This window comes from Buttiauxella agrestis (genome assembly GCF_900446255.1).
Classification (GTDB): domain Bacteria; phylum Pseudomonadota; class Gammaproteobacteria; order Enterobacterales; family Enterobacteriaceae; genus Buttiauxella; species Buttiauxella agrestis.
Genome location: NZ_UIGI01000001.1, coordinates 3653153 through 3674022, shown reverse-complemented (window position 1 = coordinate 3674022; position 20870 = coordinate 3653153). Strand labels below are relative to the sequence as shown.

Sequence of the window (20870 nt, the reverse complement as noted above, 5' to 3'; positions counted from 1 at the left end):
TAGGGTAGTTAATGCGTAAAGGTTAATCTTTTGTTAATCATTGGCAATGGTTGTGTTGTGCATTTTGTTAGTAAGCGTGAGGGGGTCACGTTTTGGAAGGGATTGGTAGGACCAATATTTGAAGGGAACCCTCACCCCGGCCCTCTCCTGTGGGAGAGGGGGAAAACCGGACAATCCCCTCTCCCTTAGGGAGAGGGTTAGGGTGAGGGGGAAAACTACGAAACCTGCAATCTCAATGTGCTCTTGCGCCAGCGCACGACATCCGCAGCAATAAACAGCAGCAGACTCACGCCCATGACGGGCAAGCAATAGCCCAATACCGCCGCGATCAACACCGAGGCGGCACGCCAGAAGCCAGGCAGCGCCAGCCACGACTCGCTCAGCGTTTGCGCGGGATTGCTCGCAGAAATCGCCGGACGTTTTAACCACCACATCCGGTATCCGAGAAGAATCATCGCGCACAGGCCAAAGCCGAAGGCGGCGAGTATTAGCTGGTTTGCCAGGCCAAACAGCACGCCCATATGCGCATCAATTCCCCAGCGCGTGAGTTTTGCAACCAGGGGGAAATCGGCGAAAAACGTTCGGTCGATGACTTTAAAACTGTTGGGATCGACCGCTGCGGTATCGACATGCGTTGGCCAGGCGCGGTCAATTTCAGTCACCGTCCAGGCTTTATCGGCGGCACGAGGAGGGCGAATTTCTGTTTTGTGCGACTCAATTCCGGCTGCGCGAGCGGCAAGCAGAACGCGATCCCAGCTGTCATCGGCGGCGGGCATCACCATTCCCGGCATCATGGCGTGATGTTCAGCATGGGGATCGTGGTGTTGATGCCCGGTTTGCGGTGCCAGGGACGTATTCACCTGCGGCGTCATCCAGCCCAGCGAACTGCGCATTTTGTCGATATTGCCACCTGCCCACTGCGACCAGGTCAGCCCGGTCGCTGAGAAAAATAACAGGCCAAGCAGTAGCGTTGCGCCGAGGGTGATGTGCCAGTGGCGTGCTTTGCGCTGCGGGGTTTGTCGCACTTTTAGCTTTCGTTTCGGACGTGAGGTCAGCCACAGCACCACGCCACCCAGGGCGGCAACCCACAGCCAGGATGCCGCCAGTTCGCTGTAAATTCGCCCAATGTCTCCGAGCAATAACCCACGGTGGAATTGGTCAATCCAGGTGCGCAACGGCAGCACGCCGCTGGTGCCGTACACCGTCATATCGCCCTGAATGGCCAGTGTGGAAGGAGAGATAAAAATGGCTCTGGACTCAGATTCTCCCAAAGCAGAATCGGCAAATTGCACGCGGGTGGTGTCTCCGGGTTCAGGTGCGGGGCGTATCGCGTAAATAGTTGCTTCTTCGCCAATATAGTGACGAGCTGCCGCTATTTGCTGCGAAAGCGGGTGGTTTTGATCTGAGTCCTGAGTGTGGAGCGCGTCATGATAAAGCGCGTTCTCAATTTGCGGCGTTAAAACGTATAACGTGCCGGTCAGGGCCGCGACGAAAATAAACGGGCCGACAAACAGGCCAATATAGAAATGCAGGCGACGCAAAAGCGTCAGCAGCGCGCCACGGCAGGCGAGCTGAGATTGATTCACAGACATGATAATCCTCTGTCGTTAAAAGAAGTGTGTATTAACGAAGCAGGGCGACAGGAGGGGCGCGTGGCAGCGCTTCGGCGTCATCATGTTGGGCAAGAAGTGGGGCAATAACGGGTGGCGGAGGAATACGAGAAATGCGCCAGATTAACCAGATAAACGGAATAAATAGCCAGACAATCAACGGAATATGCAGCAGCAACTGGCAATAACCGCAGGCGATATCATCCATCAATGATGCGCCGATGCCCGGCATCAGATGCGAAGGCGAGGGCATTTTCTCGCCAGCCATTTCCATCATCATGCCGCCTGAGTGGCTCATCATATGATGCTCGCCATTCATCGCAACGCGCCGGTGCTCCAGTGATTTTGAGATCACCGGGGCGATAAAAAGCATCAGCATCGCCAGTATGGCGAGTGCTGTAGGCAGTTTATGGCGAGATAAAGAGAAAAGTGATGGCAACCGGGCTATCCGTAGTACAACCGTTTTGTTGCGCGATTGTACACGGATTGATGGGGAATGTTAAAACCCTCCCAGTTTGCAGAGAGGGGGAAAAGAATCAGGCTTTCAGCGTCGCCATATCGATCACGAAGCGGTACTTCACATCGCTTTTCAGCATCCGTTCGTAGGCTTCGTTGATATCCGGCATATTGATCATCTCGATATCGGAAACAATTCCGTGCTCACCACAGAAATCCAGCATTTCCTGGGTCTCTTTGATACCGCCAATGCAGGAACCGGCAACGGAACGACGACCCAGAATCAATGGCAGCGTGCTGACTGGCGGCTCAATTTTGCCCAATAAACCCACGTACACCAGCGTGCCATTCAACGTGAGGGTTGGCATATACGGGTTAATGTCATGGTCATAAGGTACGGTGTCGATAATTAAATCGAACTGGTTGGCGACCGACGCCATTTGCGCTTCATCGGTTGAAAGTACGATGTGATGCGCACCTAAACGGCGGGCATCTTCTTCTTTGCTGGCGGAACGGGTGAATAGCGTGACTTCGGCACCCATCGCGTTAGCCAGTTTTAGCGCCATGTGGCCCAGGCCTCCCAGGCCGACAACCGCCACTTTACTGCCTTTACCCACGTTCCAGTGGCGCAGTGGAGACCAGGTTGTGATACCCGCGCAAAGCAGTGGTGCGGCACCCTTCAAGTCCATTCCATCAGGCATTTTCAGCACGAAATCTTCTGAGGCGACAATAGCCTGGGAATAGCCACCGTAAGTGGGTTGGTGATCGTGGCGGTCCACACCGTTATAAGTCTGGATGTTGCCTTCTTCGCAATACTGTTCCAACCCTTCTTGACACGGATGACAGATGCGACACGAGTCGACCATGCATCCTATGCCTGCATAATCGCCCGGTTTGAATTTTGTGACGTTGCTACCCACGGAGGCCACGCGCCCCACAACTTCATGGCCTGGCACCACAGGATACTGGCTGAAACCCCAGTCGTTACGTGCCTGGTGCAGGTCTGAGTGGCAAACTCCGCAGTACATCACTTCAATCACTACGTCATCCGGACGCGGTTCGCGTCGCATAAACTCGAAGGGAGCAAGTGGAACTTCTGCGGACTGAGCCGCATAACCGAGCACTTTCATCGTCATGTTTGTTCTCCGGATTGAGAGGCTATACCCAAAATAATTGAATTTGCTTCAAGGCGGCAAACTCGAGAATCCCCGGGAGCTTACTCAAGTAAGTGACTGGGGTGAGTGAGTGCAGCCAACGCAGAAGCAACTTCAAGAATGAAGGGTATCTTTTTTGTATTGATCGTCGCTGACGTGTTCCATCCACTCGACCGGGCTGCCGTTGAGTGATTCAGCAATGGCGATATGTGTCATCGCGTTGTCGGGTGTCGCACCATGCCAATGCTTCACGCCCTCGGGGATCCAGACAATATCGCCTTGATTCATTTCACGAATGGCACCTCCCCATTCCTGCAACCAGCCATGACCATGAGTGATAATTAGCGTTTGCCCTAACGGATGTGTATGCCATGCGGTGCGTGCGCCAGGCTCAAAAGTGACGGTGGCGCCGCCGGTGCGGGCGGGTGGCGTGGTCTGGAAAGGTGCATCAATACGGACTCTACCTGTGAAGTAACTTTCCGGACCCGATTGAGATGGCTGAGATCCCGCCTGGATAATTTTCATTTTTTCTTCCATTTTTTCCTCGATTCGACGTTTATAGTCGGAGTTAGATGGACAACAGTGACTCTGAAGTATAGGAAACTCACCTAGGCTTGCCGTGTTATCCGAAAATGAAACTCTATCACCGCGCCAGCGAGGGGATTAGATCACCTGATACGGCAGGGGCTATGAGCTGAATTCATGAATGGGAATTGAGTCGAAAGGAGGGTTTTGTTTCCTCTTTTGCAAGAGGAAACAAGTTGTTAGTGGCTTTGGATCAGCGGGTGAATCGAAAGATTGCGCATGTAATATTCGTTAAAATTTGAAAAGCCGCTTTTTCTGATCGCGACTTGCTTATGATGGCTGACAGTTTTAATCGAAATACCTAACTTATCGGCAATGCTTTTATGGGGCATTCCTTCGAGCAGCAACGAAACGATTTCTACTTCGCGATGAGAATGCGTATTACGATAATAAAAATCTGAGTTGAGTTCATTTGAGATTCGGTTGGGTTTTAATAAAATGGACTGCAACTCATTTAGGGAAACGGTAGGAGGAATGAGGACTCCACGCGGCGAAAGATTGTGTGATTTTAAAATATAAAAAACATGCCGTTCAGCAATAAAGTAGTTAAACGTGTGAGGGTCGTTTTTCTGATCGTTAAGCTGGGTTAACAGGCCGAGAAGCTGGCTGTTCGGGATGTGCCTGACCGTGAGCACAGCATTCGGGGCATGAAAATTAGAAAGAACTTTTTCGACACCCGGCAACAAAAAGCGGTTGTCGCTAAGAATATAAATAACCTTGTTTGATAATACAGTCACAATATAAATCCTTTTAATAAGATGTATTAATGGTTAAAGTTAGATGAGAGTATTGCTTGTGGCTGAAATAAAATGTTACCAGCCACTGTATCATGTTTTTAATTTTAATAAATGGCTGGCTTCGTTAGTTATAATTAATGAGATATTTAGCAAAACTAAATATATTGATAAGTCAGAGGCTTTGACGAGTGCAAGAATATTCAAACTCTTATTCTGGACAATTGAATTTATTCATTCGCCCATATTTCAGAATGCTCCCGCATTAGCTCAGTTAAAAGTCCTCCCCCGGCGATAAACTGCCGAATGCGTCGGGTATCACTCTCGTTACTACGCACATAGCGCTCAATAGCCTCTAATGCCGAAAAACCCTGAAGCTGCGTGGCGTACGGTGCAAGGGTATCAAGCAGCGGTAAAATATCTTCCGCCATCGTGCGTTGTTCACCGGTGCGCACATCCGTCAGCACGCCTTCAAACCCAAAACGGCAGGCTTGAAAACGATTGAAACGGTAGAGCAGGTAATCTTCTGAACGTGGCACGAATGGACGTTCGGTTAACAACCAGTGAGCCAGTGCCTGAAGAAAACCGGCAATATTGACCGCGCGAGTGATGGTCAGGGGCGTATCCATGACGCGTACCTCAACCGTGCCAAATTTTGGGCTGGGGCGAATATCCCAGTGCAGGTCTTTCATAGATTGCACAATGCTGCTGGACTCAAGGCGTTGATACATCCATTTGAATTCGTTCCAGTCACTCACAAATGGAGCGGGGCCGTTATCCGGGAAAGCGGAGAAGATATTCAGGCGTGACGAAGCATAAGTGGTGTCTGCCCCCTGGATGTAGGGCGATGAAGCGGACAGCGCAATCACGTGTGGCACAAACCGCGACAACCCGTGCAGCAAATAAATGGCATCTTCTTCGTTTTCACAGCCGATATGCACATGCTGACCAAACACGGTCGCCTGCTTCATTAAATAACCGTAAAGCTCCAGAGTCTGGTTATATCGTTCACTCTGGCAAACTTCCTGACGCTGCCATTTCTGGAAGGGGTGAGTGCCACCACCGCAAATAGCCAGATGATGTTGGCTTGCTGACTGCAAAACCTGCGTGCGTAACTCGGAAAGTTGGGAATAAGCCTCGGTAATATCGCCGCACACTCCGGTGGCAATTTCGAGCATGCTTTCCGTGATGTCATGTTTGACTTCACCCTCAGTCACCGCCTTTTTGAGCGAACTAATCAGCAAGGAAGAATCCTGGCTGAGATCGTTTCCCGGCGGATTGATGATCTGCAATTCCAGTTCCACCCCGAGGGTGTATGGGTCGGAATGAACAAATTCTCCTAAAGGCATGCTGTCTTCTCGCAACTGAACCCTACGTGAATTCAGTATAGCCAGCGTCAGGAGAAATGTTTGTGGTATTAGCTGATTTTATCTCATTATTCTTGTTAGGAATTATCCAATACCTATTATTGCAATGAAAATATTGTAAAGAATATTCAGGATATTAAAAGTGCCTTAATAGTTGCACATGAATTCATCAGCCATCATTATATGCGCTGATTCGGAAGGAGATGTTATGAAAGATTTGGTTTCACTTTTTAGCAAATTTGGAATTGTCATTGACCAGACAACTTCCATATTTGTGGTTCTGTGTATTATTTTTGTATTTTCATTAATAGTCCATTTTATTCTGCACAAAGTTGTTCTGCGTACCTTTGAAAAGCGTGCAAATTCCAGCCAGCATTTGTGGTTGCAAATTATTACGGAAAACAAGTTATTTCATCGGGTTGCGTTAGCGCTGCAAGGTATCATCGTTAATGTTCAGGCAGTCCTGTGGTTGCAGAAGGGGACGGATGTCAGCACGATTCTGATTATCTGCGCGCAGCTATGGATTATGCTCTATTCCTTGCTGTCGTTATTTTCCTTGTTGGATGTTATTTATAACTTCTCACAGAAATTTACCGTTGCCTCGAATATCCCGCTCAAAGGCATATTCCAGGGGGTGAAATTAATCAGCTCGATAATCATTGGTATCATGATGATTTCGAGAGTCATCGGCCAGTCGCCAGCGATTCTTATCAGCGGCCTGGGCGCGATGGCGGCGGTATTAATGTTGGTATTTAAAGACCCTATTCTGGGGCTGGTGGCGGGAATTCAGCTTTCGGCAAACCGCATGTTAAAGCTGGGCGACTGGCTGGAAATGCCAAAGTTCGGCGCAGATGGTGCCGTTACCGATATCGGCCTGACCACCGTTAAAGTCCGCAACTGGGACAACACTATCACCACTATCCCGACCTACGCGCTGGTTTCAGATGCCTTTAAAAACTGGAGCGGGATGTCGCAATCTGGCGGCCGTCGTATTAAGCGCAGCATTAATATTGATACCACCAGTATTCATTTTCTCTCAGAGGATGAAATACAGCGTTTAACCCATGCGCGTTTATTAAAACCGTATATAGATTCGCGCAGTAAAGAAATTGAAGACTATAACCGCACGCATAATAGCGACGGGACTTCAGTGCTTAACGGACGCAGAATGACGAATGTTGGCACGTTCCGCGTTTATCTGACTGAATATCTGCAAAACCATCCGCGTATTCGCAAAGACATGACCTTAATGGTTCGCCAGCTAGCGCCAGGTGCTGAAGGTTTACCGATAGAGATTTATGCCTTTACCAATACCGTGGCATGGCTGGAATATGAAGCCATTCAGGCTGATATTTTCGAGCATATTTTCGCGGTCGTTGACGAGTTTGGTTTGCGTATTCACCAGGCGCCAACCGGGAACGATATTCGTTCGATTGTGTTGCAGAAGGTTTTGTAGGTCGGTTAAGTACTGCGTCAACCGACACCAATAACCTTATCAATAACGGTCAATCGAAAACCAACGCTTCCAGATAAAGCGAATCACGAAGTATTCAATTGCACCCAACGCCAGGAACCACAGGCAGAAAATAATGGTGTAGAGCTGGTTCATATCCAGCAGGTGAAACATCGTGATGAGCTTTTGCGCCAGTTCAATCGTCAGCGCCGGGGCGGGAAGCAGCAGGCAGGAGAAAAGGGCCAGCAGCAAAATTCCGCCAGCGCTCATCAGGGTTTCGAGAGGGTGTTTCATGTCATTGTTACGCCGGAAGTCAGGTGAAAATAGCCAAAAAGGGTATTGTCCGGGAAAATTACGGCTGATACAAATCCCCGGCAAACATTCGCCGGGGAAATCAGGGCCAATCACTACAACCCTTCAGTACTCTCTTTCTTCGCTTCTTTGGCCAGAATCGCCCGATACCAACGCGGATGGTGCTTCTGCGCCCAGCGGCGGCTCACTTTGCCGACGATCATGCCTTTAATCGAACCTTTCACCCAGAACGCCATATACATATGAATCAGGATGGCGTGGATCAAAATAATGGCGACAGTCGCATGAATCAGCAGGCTGTAGCGCACCAGTTTGATGGGAAAGTACGAGGCAAAATAAGGCCGCCAGATAATCACGCCCGTCACCAGCAGCACGAAAATCATGCTCATAATGGTCCAGAACATCATCTTCTGCCCGGCGTTATATTTGCCGACATCCGCCACTTTATGCTCGTTGCCTTTCAGCACTTCAACAATATTTTTTACCCACGGCCAGTCCTGCTTTTCCGGGATATTGTGATGCACGAAACGCGCAAACATAAACATCAGCGCCACGAAAATCAGCACCCCAAAGAACGGGTGCAGAATACGGCCCATTTGCGGTGTGCCGAAGGTTTCCGTCAGCCATTGTAGCGTCGGGAAGAACAGCGCAATACCGGAAAGTGACACCAGGAAGAAGCAAATCACTACCGTCCAGTGGCAAGCGCGGTCGATAAATTTCGTCCTGACAATCGATTTTCTCTGCTTAATCATGATGTTCCTCCTCGTCTTCATCCACCTCTTCATTCGGCCCGACGCCAATGTAATGGAAAATCAGCCCGGCGAAGGTGGCGATAAAACCTGCCGCCGACAGCGGTTTGAGGATCCCTTTCCACAGGTTGATTGGCGTGTCGATTTGCGGATCTTTCGGCAGATTGTGATACAGCTCCGGCTGATCGGCATGATGCAGCACATACATCACGTGCGTGCCGCCCACAGCCTGCGGATTGTAAAGCCCTGCGTGCGGATAGCCGCGTTTTTGCAGTTTCGCCACGCGTTCGTCGGCCACGTCTAACATCTCCTTTTTGGTGCCAAAATGAATGGCACCCGTCGGGCAGGTTTTCACGCAGGCAGGCTCCTGGCCGACGCTGACGCGATCGACACACAGCGTGCATTTGTAGACGCGGTTATCGTCTTTATTCAGGCGCGGAATATTGAACGGGCACCCGGCGATGCAATACCCGCAGCCAATACAATGTTCCGACTGAAAATCGACGATCCCGTTTGCGTACTGAATGATGGCACCCGCAGACGGGCAGGCCTTCAGGCAGCCCGGATCTTCACAGTGCATGCAGCCATCCTTGCGGATAAGCCACTCCAGCTTGCCGTTTTGCGTGGTTTCGCTAAAGCGCATTAACGTCCAGGATTTGGCGCTCAAATCGGCGGGGTTATCGTAAACCCCGACGCAATGACCGACTTCATCGCGGATGTCGTTCCACTCCGAACAGGCGACCTGGCAGGCTTTGCAGCCAATACAGCTTGAGACGTCAATCAGCTTGGCGACTTCTTCTTTGAAGTCACGAGCCTGCGGCGGTGGCGTCATGGCGTTAGTAGCCGAGCGCTTGATAATATCCTGAGATTGCATGGACATGAGTTCGCTCCTTACGCCTTCTCAATGTTGACCAGAAACGCCTTGTACTCTGGCGTTTGCGAGTTAGCGTCACCGACGGACGGCGTGAGCGTGTTGGCGAGATAGCCTTTACGCGCCGTGCCTTCAAAGCCCCAGTGCAGCGGAATACCCACGGTTTCCACTTCCTGCCCGCCCGCGTTCAGCGTTTGCAGGCGCTGGGTGACGACCGCAACGGCGCGAATAAATCCGCGTTTGCTGCTGACTTTCACGTGGTCGCCGTTGGCAATGCCTTTGGCTTTCGCCAGCTTTTCGCTGATTTCCACAAACTGCTCGGGCTGCGCAATCGCGTTAAGCCGCGAGTGTTTAGTCCAGGTATGGAAATGTTCGGTCAGGCGATACGTGGTGCCGACATACGGGAACTCGTGGCGTTTGCCCATGCGTTTAGCGTCAGCTTCATACAGGCGAGCCGCCGGGTTCGACACCACATTTGGATGCAGCGGGTTGGTGCCCAGCGGCGTTTCAAACGGCTCGTAATGCTCAGGGAATGGGCCTTCCGCCATTTTGTCGATGGCAAACAGGCGGCCTAAACCTTCCGGCTGCATGATAAACGGCCCGACGCCGCTGCCCGGTGCGGCAGTGTTGTAGTCCGGGATATCGTTCCCGACCCACTTCGCGCCGTTCCATTGAATCAACATGCGTTTCGGGTCCCACGGTTTGCCCTGTGGATCGGCAGACGCGCGGTTGTAGATAATGCGGCGGTTGAGCGGCCACGCCCAGGCCCAGCCGAGCGTGTTACCCAGACCGGACGGATCGGCGTTATCGCGGTTCGCCATCTGGTTGCCTTTCGCCGTCCAGCTGCCGGTATAAATCCAGCAGGCAGACGCGGTGGTGCCGTCGTCACGTAACAGCGCAAACGAGTCCAGAAGCTGGCCTTTCTTCGCCAGCAAATTCCCAGCCGGATCGTAGAGATCTTCCAGCGCGTAGCCGTTGTTCTCTTTGGCGACTTCTTCGGACTCTGGGCTGTCTGGCTGCTCGTAATGCCAGCTCATTTTCAGCAACGATTCTGCACCTTTACCGCCTTCTGAGCGATAAAGCTGGCGGATTTGATGGTAAATCCCGGCCAGAATTTCTCCGTCGTTACGCGCTTCTCCCGGTGCGTCAGCCCCTTTCCAGTGCCACTGCAACCAGCGCCCGGAGTTGGCAATCGAACCGTCTTCTTCGGCAAAACAGGTGGATGGCAGGCGGAACACTTCGGTCTGAATCGCCGCCGGGTTCACGTCATTCATCTCGCCGTGGTTCTGCCAGAAGTTAGATGTTTCGGTGACGAGCGGGTCGATAATCACCAGATATTTCAGCTTGCTAAGGCTGGCGACAATTTTGTTTTTATCCGGGAACGACGCCACCGGGTTAAAGCCCTGGCAGATGTAACCCGTGACTTTGTTGCGGTCCATCATGTCGAAATACTTCAGCACGTCGTACGCCTGGTCCCACTTCGGCAGCCAGTCAAAGCCCCAGTTGTTATCTTTACGCGCATCATCGCCATAGAATGCTTTCATCAGGCTAACGAAGAACTTCGGATAGTTGCCCCAATAGTTCACCTGGCCTGGCAGCGTGGCTTTCGGCGTGTTTGCCGTCAGATAAGTTTGCAGGTCGGTTTGCTTTTCAGAAGGCAGCGTCAGATAACCCGGCAGGCTGGTGGACAGCAGGCCGAGATCGGTCAAACCCTGAATATTGGAGTGCCCGCGCAAGGCGTTCACGCCGCCACCCGCCATGCCCATATTGCCGAGCAATAACTGGATCATCGCCATGGTGCGAATGTTTTGTGCGCCCACGGTGTGTTGCGTCCAGCCCAGCGCGTACAGGAAGGTAGTAGTGCGATCGGCAGCACTGGTTGAGGCCAGCACTTCACACACTTTCAGGAAATCGGCCTGCGGCGTGCCGCAAATATGCTCGACCATTTCCGGCGTATAACGGGAAACGTGCTCTTTGAGCAGGTTCCACACGCAGCGCGGGTCGGTGAGCGTGTCGTCGCGTTTCGCATAACCGTTTTCGTCGAACTGATAGTTCCAGCTGGTTTTGTCGTACTGGCGTTTGGCTTCGTCATAGCCGCTAAACAGGCCATCATCGAAGCTAAAATCGTCACGCACCAAAAGGCTGGCATTGGTGTAATGCTTTACGTATTCGGCGTTGATTTTGTTATTGGAAATCAGGTACAGCAGAACGCCCGACAGGAAAGTAATGTCGGTGCCGGAGCGGATTGGCGCATAAATATCCGCCACCGAAGCGGTGCGGGTAAAGCGCGGATCGACCACAATCAGGGTGGCGTCGTTGTTGTTTTTGGCTTCCATCGCCCAGCGGAAACCCACCGGATGCGCTTCAGCGGCGTTGCCGCCCATCACCATCACAACGTTGGCGTTTTTGATATCAACCCAGTGGTTGGTCATCGCACCGCGACCAAATGTTGGAGCAAGACTTGCTACCGTTGGTCCGTGTCAGACGCGCGCCTGGTTATCTACCGCTAACATGCCCAGCGAGCGGACAAATTTCTGTGTCAGCATCCCGGTTTCGTTGCTGGCCGCCGACGCACATAACATGCCGGTGGAGAGCCAACGGTTTACCGTGACGTTTTGCTCATTCTTCTCAACGAAATTGGCATCGCGGTCATCTTTCATCAGGCGAGAAATACGCGCGAACGCATCTTCCCAACTGATGCGCTGCCATTTATCGGAGCCTGGCGCGCGGTATTCCGGGTAACGCAGGCGGCTTTCGCTGTGGATATAATCCAGCAGACCCGCGCCTTTCGGGCATAGCGCCCCACGGTTTACCGGGTGATCCGGGTCGCCTTCAATATGGAAAATACTGGATTTCGCGTTTTTCGAGCCATCGCCCAGGCTGTACATCAACAAACCACAGCCTACTGAGCAGTATGTACAGGTATTGCGGGTTTCTTTGGCACGCAAAAGCTTAAAGTTGCGTACCTCGGCAAGTGCCGCTTTGGGAGAAAATCCCAGAACTGCGGCGGTAGTCCCTGCCATCCCGCCGGCACAGATCTTGAAAAATTTTCTGCGACTGACGTCCATCGTAACCTCATTGTTATGACGTATGAATGGTCGCGAAAATACCCACATTTACCGGTTGGTTATTGAGCAAAATCAAGTCGCCAGGCATTGGGTAGCCAGTTACCCCTTCATGAGTAGGGGTAATGGCGGGGGATTAACCATAACGAGATAATGATTGGCGAGATTTAACGCAGAGTGGCTCGCCACTGTTCGTTCGTGGCAAACCATTCCACCAGATAATCCAGCATCGCGCGCAGCGTAGCGGGCATCTGTTTGCGGGTGGTGTAAATGCCGTAGATGCCCATCGCCTGCGGTTGGTAGCCTGGCAATAGTTCTACAAGTTCACCTTTTTCCAGTAGCGGGGCGGCAGAATAGTACGGCTGGAGCGAAATCCCCGCGCCCTGCAGCGTCCCGGCCAGCAGCACCACCGATTCATTGGCGCTGAGATTGCCGCTCACCGCCACGGCAGATTTTTCCCCTGCACGGTCAAAATGCCACAGGCTTTTGCCGAACCAGTTGTAAGTCAGGCAATTATGGCTGGCGAGATCTTCAGGATGATTCGGAGTGCCGTTTGCCGCCAGATAAGTCGGAGTGGCGCACACCACCGAGGCGCAGGTGGAAAGCGGGCGGGCAATCAAATTCGGGTCCAGTTCATTGGTGATGCGCAGTGCCAGATCGATCCGTTCTACCACCAGATTTACCGTCCGGTTGTTCATTTGCAGATCGACGCTCACCTGAGGGTGGCGTTTCAGAAACTGCGTTACGGCGCCTGCCAGCGCGGTTTGCCCCAGCGACTGGGAGCAGGTGATGCGCAGCAGGCCGCGTATTTCCTCGGTCTGATTATCCTCGACCAGATCGATAGCTTCGGCGACAGCGAGCATTTTGCGCGACAGGCTCAGGGTTCTTTCACCCACATCGGTCAGGCTCAGTTTGCGCGTGGTGCGGTGCAGCAGGCGTGCGCCCGTCCACTCTTCCATCTGCGCCAGATAACGTGTCACCATGGCTCGCGACATCTCAAGATGGTCTGCGGCGGCAATCATACTGCCCAGATCGACAATGGTGACAAACACCCGTGCGGCGGTAATGCGATCCATTATTCGTCCGATTTATGCAATGAATAGTTGCTCATTATCCGGTTTTTGTATCAATTTATGCAACGTAAGATGTGCCCAACATCAAGACAATTTAGGGCATCTGCTATGTTTAAAAAATCTGTACTTACTCTGACTCTCGCCAGCTTTACGACTCTGGCACACGCCGCCAGCCCGTTAACGATGGAAGTTTACAATCCTGGTGAGAAAAGCGTGTTCCCGGTGTCATCCGAGATAGTCAGTGGCGAGAAAGAAGTGGTGCTGATTGACGCGCAGTTTCAGGGTAACGACGCCGAGCAGCTGATTCAGAAGATCAAAGCGACCGGCAAAACGCTGACGACCGTTTACATCAGCCATTCTGACCCGGACTTCTACTTCGGTCTGGACAAAATTAAGGCCGCATTCCCCCAGGCAAAAATCGTCGCCACGCCGGAAACCATTGCGGCGATTAATGCCTCAAAGGACGGTAAACTGGCTTACTGGGGACCGATTCTTAAAGAGAACGCGCCACACTCGGTGGTGGTGCCGCAGCCGCTTCAGGGCAACAGCTTCATGGTTGACGGCCAGAAAATCGAAGTAAAAGGCCCAACGCCAGACAGCACCTACGTGTGGATCCCCGCGCTAAAAGCGGTGGTGGGCGGGGTGCCAGTAGCGGGCAATAATATTCATCTGTGGGTGGCTGATACTCAAACGCCGCAATCGCGTGCCGACTGGCTGCAAACGCTGGAAAGCATCAAAGCCCTGAAACCAGAAGTCGTGGTTCCAGGCCATTTCCTGCCGGGCGCACCGCAAACGCTTGAGTCGGTAAGCTTTACGCAAAACTACCTGACGACGCTGGAAAACGCGTTGCCGAAAGCCAAAGATTCAGCTCAACTGATTGCGGCGATGAAGAAGCAGTATCCGGGCTTAAAAGATGAGTCGAGCCTGGATCTCAGTGCGAAAGTGCTGAAAGGTGAGATGAACTGGCCGCAGTAACCAGGAGGTAAAATGACAACTCACACTCTGTATTACATTTTCGACCCGCTATGTGGCTGGTGCTACGGTGCGGCACCCCTTGTGAAGGCGGCGCGTGCGGTCAAAGGACTTTCCATTGCTCTGCATGGCGGCGGCATGATGGTTGGCAACCACCGTCGCACCATAGATGCGCAGTGGCGCGGGCATGTTATCGAGCATGATGCGCGGATTGCCGCCATGACCGGGCAGCCGTTCGGTGATGCGTATATCAATGGCTTGTTGTTGGATACCAGGGCAGTGATGGACTCGGCCCCGCCCACCTGCGCGATTCTTGCGGCGCAAAAGCTGGCCGGGCGCGGGCTGGATATGCTCCATCTTATTCAGGTGGCGCACTACCAGCATGGCAAGCGTGTGGCAGATTTACCGGTTCTGGAAGCGTTGGCCCAGGAACTTGGCTTATCGGCCCCGGCTTTTAGCGCAGAAATGCAGGCCATCGACGGTGAAATTCTCAATCAGCATATTGCCGAAAGCCGGGCGCTACTGGCTCAGCTTGGTGGCCGTGGTTTCCCCACTTTTGCGCTTCGCAATAACGCCGGGCAGTTACAGGTGCTGGATGCCGGGCGATACCTGGGCGATGTCCCAACCTGGCAGGAGATGCTGCTGCGCAGTGTGGCGGGCGCTTAATCCCGAACCAGCAAATCCCCATAAATCTCAGCCAGCAATCCCCCCGTGGCGAACTGTTTTTTAATCCACTGCGTGACTTGCCCGGTGGCGGCGTGTTGGGTTGCTAACAGCATGCGCGAATCCTGGCGCGGGTTGTTAATCTGGCGCGTCACCAGCAGGCCGCTTTCCTGGGCCTCGCGCACCATGTAATCCGGCAAAAAACCGACGCCTTCACCCAAAATCTGACACTGACATTTGGTGTTGAAATCCGGCACCAGAATCGCTTCCTGCCCGTGCAGCAACCATCCCACTTTTTTATTCAGCGTCAGCGCCGTGTCTTCCACCATGATGTTGGGATACAGGCGCAGCTGGCTCTCGGAAATCGGCTCCGGCATAAACGCCAGCGGGTGCGTCGGGGCGATGGCAAATTCCCAGCGAATCGCGCCAATTTCGGTGTAATCAATACCGCCGCCGTCGAGCAGCGTATCCGGCGCACCAATCGCGATATTGGCCTGGTTATTAATAATGGCGTCCCACACGCCGTTATACACCTCGGTGGTGACGGTTATCAGGCAGGTGGGGAACTGTTTTTTGAGGATTTGCAGGAGCTTTGCGGTATGGCGCGGCGTGTAAAGCAGCTGATTGATACAGATGCGTACCTTGACTTCAATGCCTTGCGAGATGGTATCCACGCCGCGTTTAATGGCATGGAAGTCGTTCAGCAGTTCGGTCGCTTTGCGATAGAAGTAGTAGCCAGATTCGGTCAATTCAATGCTGCGCGTGTTGCGCACAAACAGCACCACATCGAGGTACGTCTCGATTCTCTTAATGGTGTAGCTGATGGCAGAGGTGGTGATCCCCAGTTCGACAGCAGCCTTACTAAAACTTGAAAGCCGCGCCGTGGTGGTGAAGGCCAGCAGGTTCTCTTCGGTAAAAATAGAATTCATGTGCCTCTCCCGTCAGTCCTTTCGTTGGATGACGCTATCCCACGCCATTGTTGAATGTATTTGTATTCCTTATGATCCACGCTCTGGTCTTGAACCATATTTAACACTGCCGTTACAAGTGATTTGAAGAGTATCACACTTCTTGAATCCCATTTTCCCCGCGTTCGGCAAGGCCTCGTGGCATACTCGCCAGTGGGTACTAAAGTCTGCTGAAAGCGGTTCTATCATAGGCAAAATATTGCGCTGACCCACATTTTTCTCACATTGTTGAATACTATTCAACAATGCTGTCATTAACGATGAATGATTTTTAAACGGATGTTAAAGCGTCGACAGTGTTGCTATTCTCAATTCATCGGAAATAGCAAAGTATGGGAGTATGGATATGTCTCAGAAAGAACTCATTGCGGAATTTCTAAATGCAGCAGAACTTGGGCATCTGGAAAATCTAAAACAATGCCTCAGTGATGGCGCGGATATTAACGCCACCAATCGCCAGGGTCGCACGGCAATTACACTCGCCAGCCTGCACAAAAAATATGACTGCGTGGAATATTTAATTAAGGCTGGAGCCGACGTTAATAAGCAAGATCAAACCTGTTTTAACCCTTTCTTGCTCAGTTGCCTGAATAACGACCTGACATTATTACGCCTGATATTACCGGCCAATCCGGATCTAAATTGTTTATCCCGTTTTGGTGGCGTGGGTATTACTCCGGCGAGCGAAAAAGGCCATGTCGAAATTGTTCGCGAATTGGTGACGCAGACCGATATTAACGTCAACCACACCAATTTCGTTGGCTGGACGCCGCTACTCGAAGCCATCGTGTTGAACGACGGCGGGGCGAAACAGCAGGAGATTGTCAAACTGCTGCTCGACCACGGTGCTAACCCGCACATGACCGATAAATACGGTAAATCACCGCTGACGCTGGCCCGCGAAAAAGGGTATCACGAGATTGCCGAGCTGCTGGTCAAAGCCGGAGCTTAAAACACAGGAGATGCACTATCGCCGGATATCAGCTGCGGCAGTGCCTCCTGGCAAAAACGGCAGACAGCGCGTTTTATGCGCCAGAATTACAAGTCGATACAGTCGGTTATATCGAGCAGGTGTTTTCCAGAGCGGTGAATATTCACCTCCCTGAAAAAGAACAGATTTTAACCCTGCTCAGTGCTGACTGTGATAACGCACCCAACAGCTGCCGTCTAGCACTTGAGCATTGCCTGACTATTTTTAAGCCTGGTGAACAGGTGAGTTTTAAACACAGTGGCATCGAAATTGGCACCGATAAACGTATTGATTTCTCGCGTTGCATTCGCTGGCAACCTGATGCGCTGTTTATCACGCAACAACAAATAAACCAGACTGACTGGCAAAGCCTGGCCCGAATTATCCTGGCGTCGGTCGAGCAAAGTTCGTCATTATTTTATTTTTGCGGTGACAATATTTTTTACCAGGAAATGAGTCGCCAGCTTCAACACCATCGCCGGGAGCTAATTTCAGCATTACGCGCAGGGAACGGCAGCGCGATTAAAAATGAAATTAACGGTTTATTGGGTTTAGGCATTGGCTTAACCCCTACCGGGGATGATTATCTCGCCGGGTTAAGTGCGGTTTTATTTATAGCCGGGCATCCGGCAGGGAAGTATCGCGAAATATTTAAATCTACGCTGGAAGCGGGTAAGCATAAAACCACACTATTAAGTGCAATTACGCTGCGCGAAGCGATTGATCAGCGTTATCGCGAAAGTATTTATGATTTTATTCATCAGATACTGATGGGTGATTTAGAAAATATTCATCCATTTATAAATGAAATTAAAAAAATAGGGTCAAGTTCGGGTTGCGACATGCTTTGCGGCATGGCGGACGCCTTCGCTTTGACCAAAATTAACGGAGGAAATTATGTCGACCAGGATTGTAATTAAAAAGAACACCTATTTTGATTCGGTCTCACTGATGTCCATTTCAACCAAAGCTAACCAGCTTGACGGCGTTGAACAGGCGTTTGTCGCGATGGCGACCGAAATGAACAAAGGGGTGTTAAAAAACCTCGGCTTGTTAAATGACGAACTGGAACAGGCGAAAAATGGCGACCTGATGATTGTTATCAAAGGCGCGAGCGATACGGCGAACGACGCCACGCTTGAAGCTATTGAAGGTCTGTTCACCCGCAAAGACAGCGGCAATTCACGCCACGAAGCGCGTTACGCAACCCTTGCCAGCGCACATAACAATGTCCCGGAAACTAACCTTGCGGTGATTTCCGTCAACGGCGCTTTTGCGGCCCGTGAAGCGCGTCAGGCGCTGGAAAACGACCTGAACGTGATGCTGTTTTCCGACAACGTTTCTCTTGATGACGAACTTGCGCTCAAGCAACTCGCCCACAGCAAAGGGTTGCTGATGATGGGACCGGACTGCGGCACCGCGATTATCAACGGTGCAGGGTTGTGTTTTGCCAATGAAGTACGCCGTGGCTCCATCGGCATTGTTGGCGCATCCGGCACTGGCAGCCAGGAATTAAGCGTGCGCATTCACGAATTCGGCGGCGGTATTTCCCAGCTTATCGGGACTGGCGGGCGTGATTTAAGCGAGAAAATCGGCGGCATCATGATGCTCGATGCAATCCAGATGCTGGAAGATGACGCACAAACCGAAGTGATTGTGCTGGTATCTAAACCGCCTGCTGACATCGTGGCGCGTAAAGTGCTGGAACGAGCGCAGGCGTGCCGCAAACCCGTCGTGGTTTGCTTCCTCGGTAACGGCGAAACACATGCCGACGAACCGGGTTTGCAGTTTGCCCGTGCCACTAAAGAAGCGGCGCTGAAAGCCGTGCTGCTGACCGGCATCAAAAAAGAGTCGCTGGATTTACATCCGCTCAACTGGCCGCTGATTGAAGAAGTGCGTGCGCGCCTGAAGCCTGAGCAGAAGTACATTCGTGCGCTGTTCTGTGGCGGCACCCTTTGCGATGAAGCGATGTTTGCAGCGCTGGAAAAGTACCCGGACGTCTACAGCAATATCCAGCCGAATCCTGAATACCGCCTCAAAGACGTGAATGTCAGCATCGCACACACCTTCCTCGATTTCGGCGACGACGATTTTACCAACGGCAAACCGCACCCAATGATTGACCCGACCAACCGCATCAGCCGCCTGTTGCAGGAAGCGCGTGACCCAGAAGTCGGCGTGATCGCGATGGATTTTGTGCTCGGCTACGGCTCGCACGAAAACCCGGTTGGCGTGATGCTCGACGCCATCAAAGAAGCCAAAGCGATTGCCGCCCGCAACTCGCGCAACCTGGAAATTCTGGGCTACGTGCTCGGCACCGATTTGGACACACCCTCGCTTGAAGCGCAGTGCCAGATGTTGACCGATGCCGGGGTGATTTGGGCAAGCAGCAGCACCAACACCGGGCTGCTGGCGCGTGAGTTTGTCTGCAAGGAGAAAGCACAATGAGTCTGTTTAACCAACCGCTGAATGTGATTAACGTCGGCATTGCGATGTTTAGCGATGATTTGAAAAAGCAGAGCGTTCCCGTTACGCAACTGGACTGGACGCCACCGGGGCAGGGCAATCTGGCCGTGGTGAACGCACTGGATGCGATTGCCGCCCCAGGGCTTGCCGAAAAAGTCGCCGCCGCCAATAAACTGGCCGTTGAGCGCATCATCCAGTCACAGCCTGTTCTGGTGGGTTACGACCAGGCGATTAACGTGGTTCCGGGCATGACCCGTAACACCATTTTGCACGCCGGGCCGCCTGTGGCCTGGGAAAATATGTGCGGCGCGATGAAAGGTGCCGTCACCGGGGCGCTGGTGTTTGAAGGGCTGGCGGCGAATATTGATGAGGCCGCGCAGCTTGCCGCTTCCGGCGAAATCATCTTCTCGCCATGCCACGAACACGACTGTGTAGGGTCGATGGCGGGCGTGACATCGGCCTCGATGTTTATGCATATCGTCGAAAACAAAACCTACGGCAACCGCGCCTATACCAACCTCAGCGAGCAGATGGCGAAGATCTTGCGCATGGGCGCTAACGACCAGAGCGTGATCGACCGCCTTGTCTGGATGCGCGACGTGCTCGGCCCAATGCTGCGCGATGCGATGAAGCTCGCAGGCGAAATCGATTTACGTTTGATGCTGGCGCAGGCGCTGCATATGGGCGACGAGTGCCACAACCGCAACAACGCAGGCACCACGTTACTGATTCAGGCGCTGACGCCGTGGATTATTCAGACCCACTTCACCGTTGCGCAGCAAAAAGAAGTGTTCGATTTTGTCGCCAGCAGTGACTACTTCTCCGGCCCAACGTGGATGGCGATGTGCAAAGCGGCAATGGATGCGGCGCACGGCATCGAATACAGCACCGTCGTCACCACCATGGCGCGTAACGGCGTGGAGTTTGGCCTGCGCGTTAGCGGCCTGCCGGGACACTGGTTCACCGGCCCGGCACAGCAGGTCATCGGCCCGATGTTTGCGGGTTACAAACCGGCTGATTCTGGTCTCGACATTGGCGACAGCGCGATTACGGAAACCTACGGCATCGGTGGTTTTGCGATGGCAACGGCTCCGGCGATTGTGGCGCTGGTGGGCGGCACCGTGGACGAAGCGATTGATTTCTCACGCCAGATGCGCGAAATCACGCTCGGTGAAAACCCGAACGTCACCATTCCGCTGCTGTCGTTTATGGGGATCCCGACCGCCATCGACATCACGCGCGTCGGCGATAGCGGCATTTTGCCGGTGATCAATACCGCCATTGCCCACAAAGACGCGGGTATCGGCATGATTGGCGCCGGGATTGTCCATCCGCCGTTTGAATGTTTTGAGAAGGCTCTGCTCGCCTTTGGTGAGCGTTACTCTTTCTGAGGGATACCCCG

The 20870-nt window shown here is 52.5% G+C and carries 18 protein-coding genes and 1 pseudogene; 7 read left to right on the top strand and 12 right to left on the bottom strand.

Annotated elements, in window-relative coordinates:
• Window positions 1-239: 239 nt before the first annotated feature.
• The 6 genes and pseudogenes from DY231_RS17410 to DY231_RS17385 all read right to left on the bottom strand — a co-directional run.
• Window positions 240-1592 (bottom strand): annotated as a pseudogene (locus DY231_RS17410) (PepSY-associated TM helix domain-containing protein); the annotation flags it as partial.
• Window positions 1593-1623: 31 nt separating this feature from the next.
• Window positions 1624-2049, bottom strand: a complete 426-nt coding sequence (locus tag DY231_RS17405) for a DUF2946 domain-containing protein (RefSeq protein WP_256682676.1) — start codon at window positions 2047-2049, stop codon at window positions 1624-1626.
• Between the two features lie 97 nt (window positions 2050-2146).
• On the bottom strand, window positions 2147-3202 hold the full coding sequence (locus DY231_RS17400) for an NAD(P)-dependent alcohol dehydrogenase (protein ID WP_115630318.1): 1056 nt from the start codon (window positions 3200-3202) through the stop codon (window positions 2147-2149).
• 132 nt (window positions 3203-3334) lie between these two features.
• On the bottom strand, window positions 3335-3757 hold the full coding sequence (locus DY231_RS17395) for a (R)-mandelonitrile lyase (RefSeq protein ID WP_034493866.1): 423 nt from the start codon (window positions 3755-3757) through the stop codon (window positions 3335-3337).
• Between the two features lie 227 nt (window positions 3758-3984).
• Window positions 3985-4542, bottom strand: a complete 558-nt coding sequence (locus DY231_RS17390) for a helix-turn-helix transcriptional regulator (RefSeq protein ID WP_172588705.1) — start codon at window positions 4540-4542, stop codon at window positions 3985-3987.
• Between the two features lie 227 nt (window positions 4543-4769).
• The gene (locus tag DY231_RS17385) at window positions 4770-5888 is read right to left on the bottom strand and encodes a YbdK family carboxylate-amine ligase (RefSeq protein ID WP_115630314.1); all 1119 of its coding nucleotides are present in this window, start codon (window positions 5886-5888) and stop codon (window positions 4770-4772) included.
• 226 nt (window positions 5889-6114) lie between these two features.
• Here DY231_RS17385 and DY231_RS17380 point away from each other — a divergent pair, with 226 nt between their 5' ends.
• Window positions 6115-7362, top strand: coding sequence for a mechanosensitive ion channel family protein (locus DY231_RS17380; RefSeq protein ID WP_115630312.1), 1248 nt, complete (start codon window positions 6115-6117; stop codon window positions 7360-7362).
• A gap of 39 nt (window positions 7363-7401) precedes the next feature.
• Here the strand turns inward: DY231_RS17380 and DY231_RS17375 are convergent, their stop codons facing one another.
• From DY231_RS17375 to DY231_RS17350, 5 genes are all read right to left on the bottom strand, one after another.
• Window positions 7402-7653 carry a DUF1158 domain-containing protein gene (locus DY231_RS17375; protein ID WP_115630310.1) on the bottom strand — a complete coding sequence of 84 codons (252 nt, stop codon included), beginning with the start codon at window positions 7651-7653 and terminating at the stop codon, window positions 7402-7404.
• 113 nt (window positions 7654-7766) lie between these two features.
• Entirely contained in the window at window positions 7767-8423 is a 657-nt protein-coding gene (gene fdnI, locus DY231_RS17370) for a formate dehydrogenase-N subunit gamma (RefSeq protein ID WP_370511335.1), read from the bottom strand.
• A complete protein-coding gene (gene fdxH, locus DY231_RS17365; RefSeq protein ID WP_115630306.1) occupies window positions 8416-9300 on the bottom strand; it encodes a formate dehydrogenase subunit beta in 885 nt (294 codons plus the stop codon). Before fdxH ends, fdnI begins: the two co-directional genes overlap by 8 nt.
• 11 nt (window positions 9301-9311) lie before the next feature.
• A complete protein-coding gene (gene fdnG / locus DY231_RS17360; RefSeq protein ID WP_147295651.1) occupies window positions 9312-12359 on the bottom strand; it encodes a formate dehydrogenase-N subunit alpha in 3048 nt (1015 codons plus the stop codon).
• Between the two features lie 164 nt (window positions 12360-12523).
• Window positions 12524-13432 (bottom strand): LysR family transcriptional regulator, encoded by a 909-nt coding sequence (locus DY231_RS17350; RefSeq protein WP_115630301.1) that lies wholly within the window; start codon window positions 13430-13432, stop codon window positions 12524-12526.
• Between the two features lie 105 nt (window positions 13433-13537).
• Here DY231_RS17350 and DY231_RS17345 point away from each other — a divergent pair, with 105 nt between their 5' ends.
• Both DY231_RS17345 and DY231_RS17340 read left to right on the top strand, forming a co-directional pair.
• Window positions 13538-14404, top strand: a complete 867-nt coding sequence (locus DY231_RS17345; protein ID WP_115630299.1) for an MBL fold metallo-hydrolase — start codon at window positions 13538-13540, stop codon at window positions 14402-14404.
• A gap of 12 nt (window positions 14405-14416) precedes the next feature.
• Window positions 14417-15067, top strand: a complete 651-nt coding sequence (locus tag DY231_RS17340) for a DsbA family protein (RefSeq protein ID WP_115630297.1) — start codon at window positions 14417-14419, stop codon at window positions 15065-15067.
• Here the strand turns inward: DY231_RS17340 and DY231_RS17335 are convergent.
• Window positions 15064-15993: a LysR substrate-binding domain-containing protein gene (locus DY231_RS17335; protein ID WP_115630295.1), complete on the bottom strand. Its 930-nt coding sequence runs from the start codon at window positions 15991-15993 to the stop codon at window positions 15064-15066. The genes DY231_RS17340 and DY231_RS17335 overlap by 4 nt on opposite strands.
• Before the next feature lie 385 nt (window positions 15994-16378).
• Between DY231_RS17335 and DY231_RS17330 the strand changes: the two genes are divergently transcribed.
• Genes DY231_RS17330 through DY231_RS17315 form a run of 4 tightly spaced genes read left to right on the top strand, consistent with a single transcriptional unit; the run spans window position 16379 to window position 20859 of the window.
• Window positions 16379-16984, top strand: coding sequence for an ankyrin repeat domain-containing protein (locus tag DY231_RS17330; protein ID WP_034493879.1), 606 nt, complete (start codon window positions 16379-16381; stop codon window positions 16982-16984).
• A gap of 17 nt (window positions 16985-17001) precedes the next feature.
• Window positions 17002-17922, top strand: coding sequence for an oxamate carbamoyltransferase subunit AllH family protein (locus tag DY231_RS17325; RefSeq protein ID WP_502305912.1), 921 nt, complete (start codon window positions 17002-17004; stop codon window positions 17920-17922).
• Window positions 17900-19450: an acyl-CoA synthetase FdrA gene (fdrA, locus tag DY231_RS17320; RefSeq protein ID WP_115630291.1), complete on the top strand. Its 1551-nt coding sequence runs from the start codon at window positions 17900-17902 to the stop codon at window positions 19448-19450. Before DY231_RS17325 ends, fdrA begins: the two co-directional genes overlap by 23 nt.
• Complete coding sequence (locus DY231_RS17315) at window positions 19447-20859, top strand: YlbE family protein (RefSeq protein ID WP_115630289.1); 1413 nt, start codon at window positions 19447-19449, stop codon at window positions 20857-20859. The genes fdrA and DY231_RS17315 overlap by 4 nt, the downstream gene beginning before the upstream one ends.
• Window positions 20860-20870 lie beyond the last annotated feature (11 nt).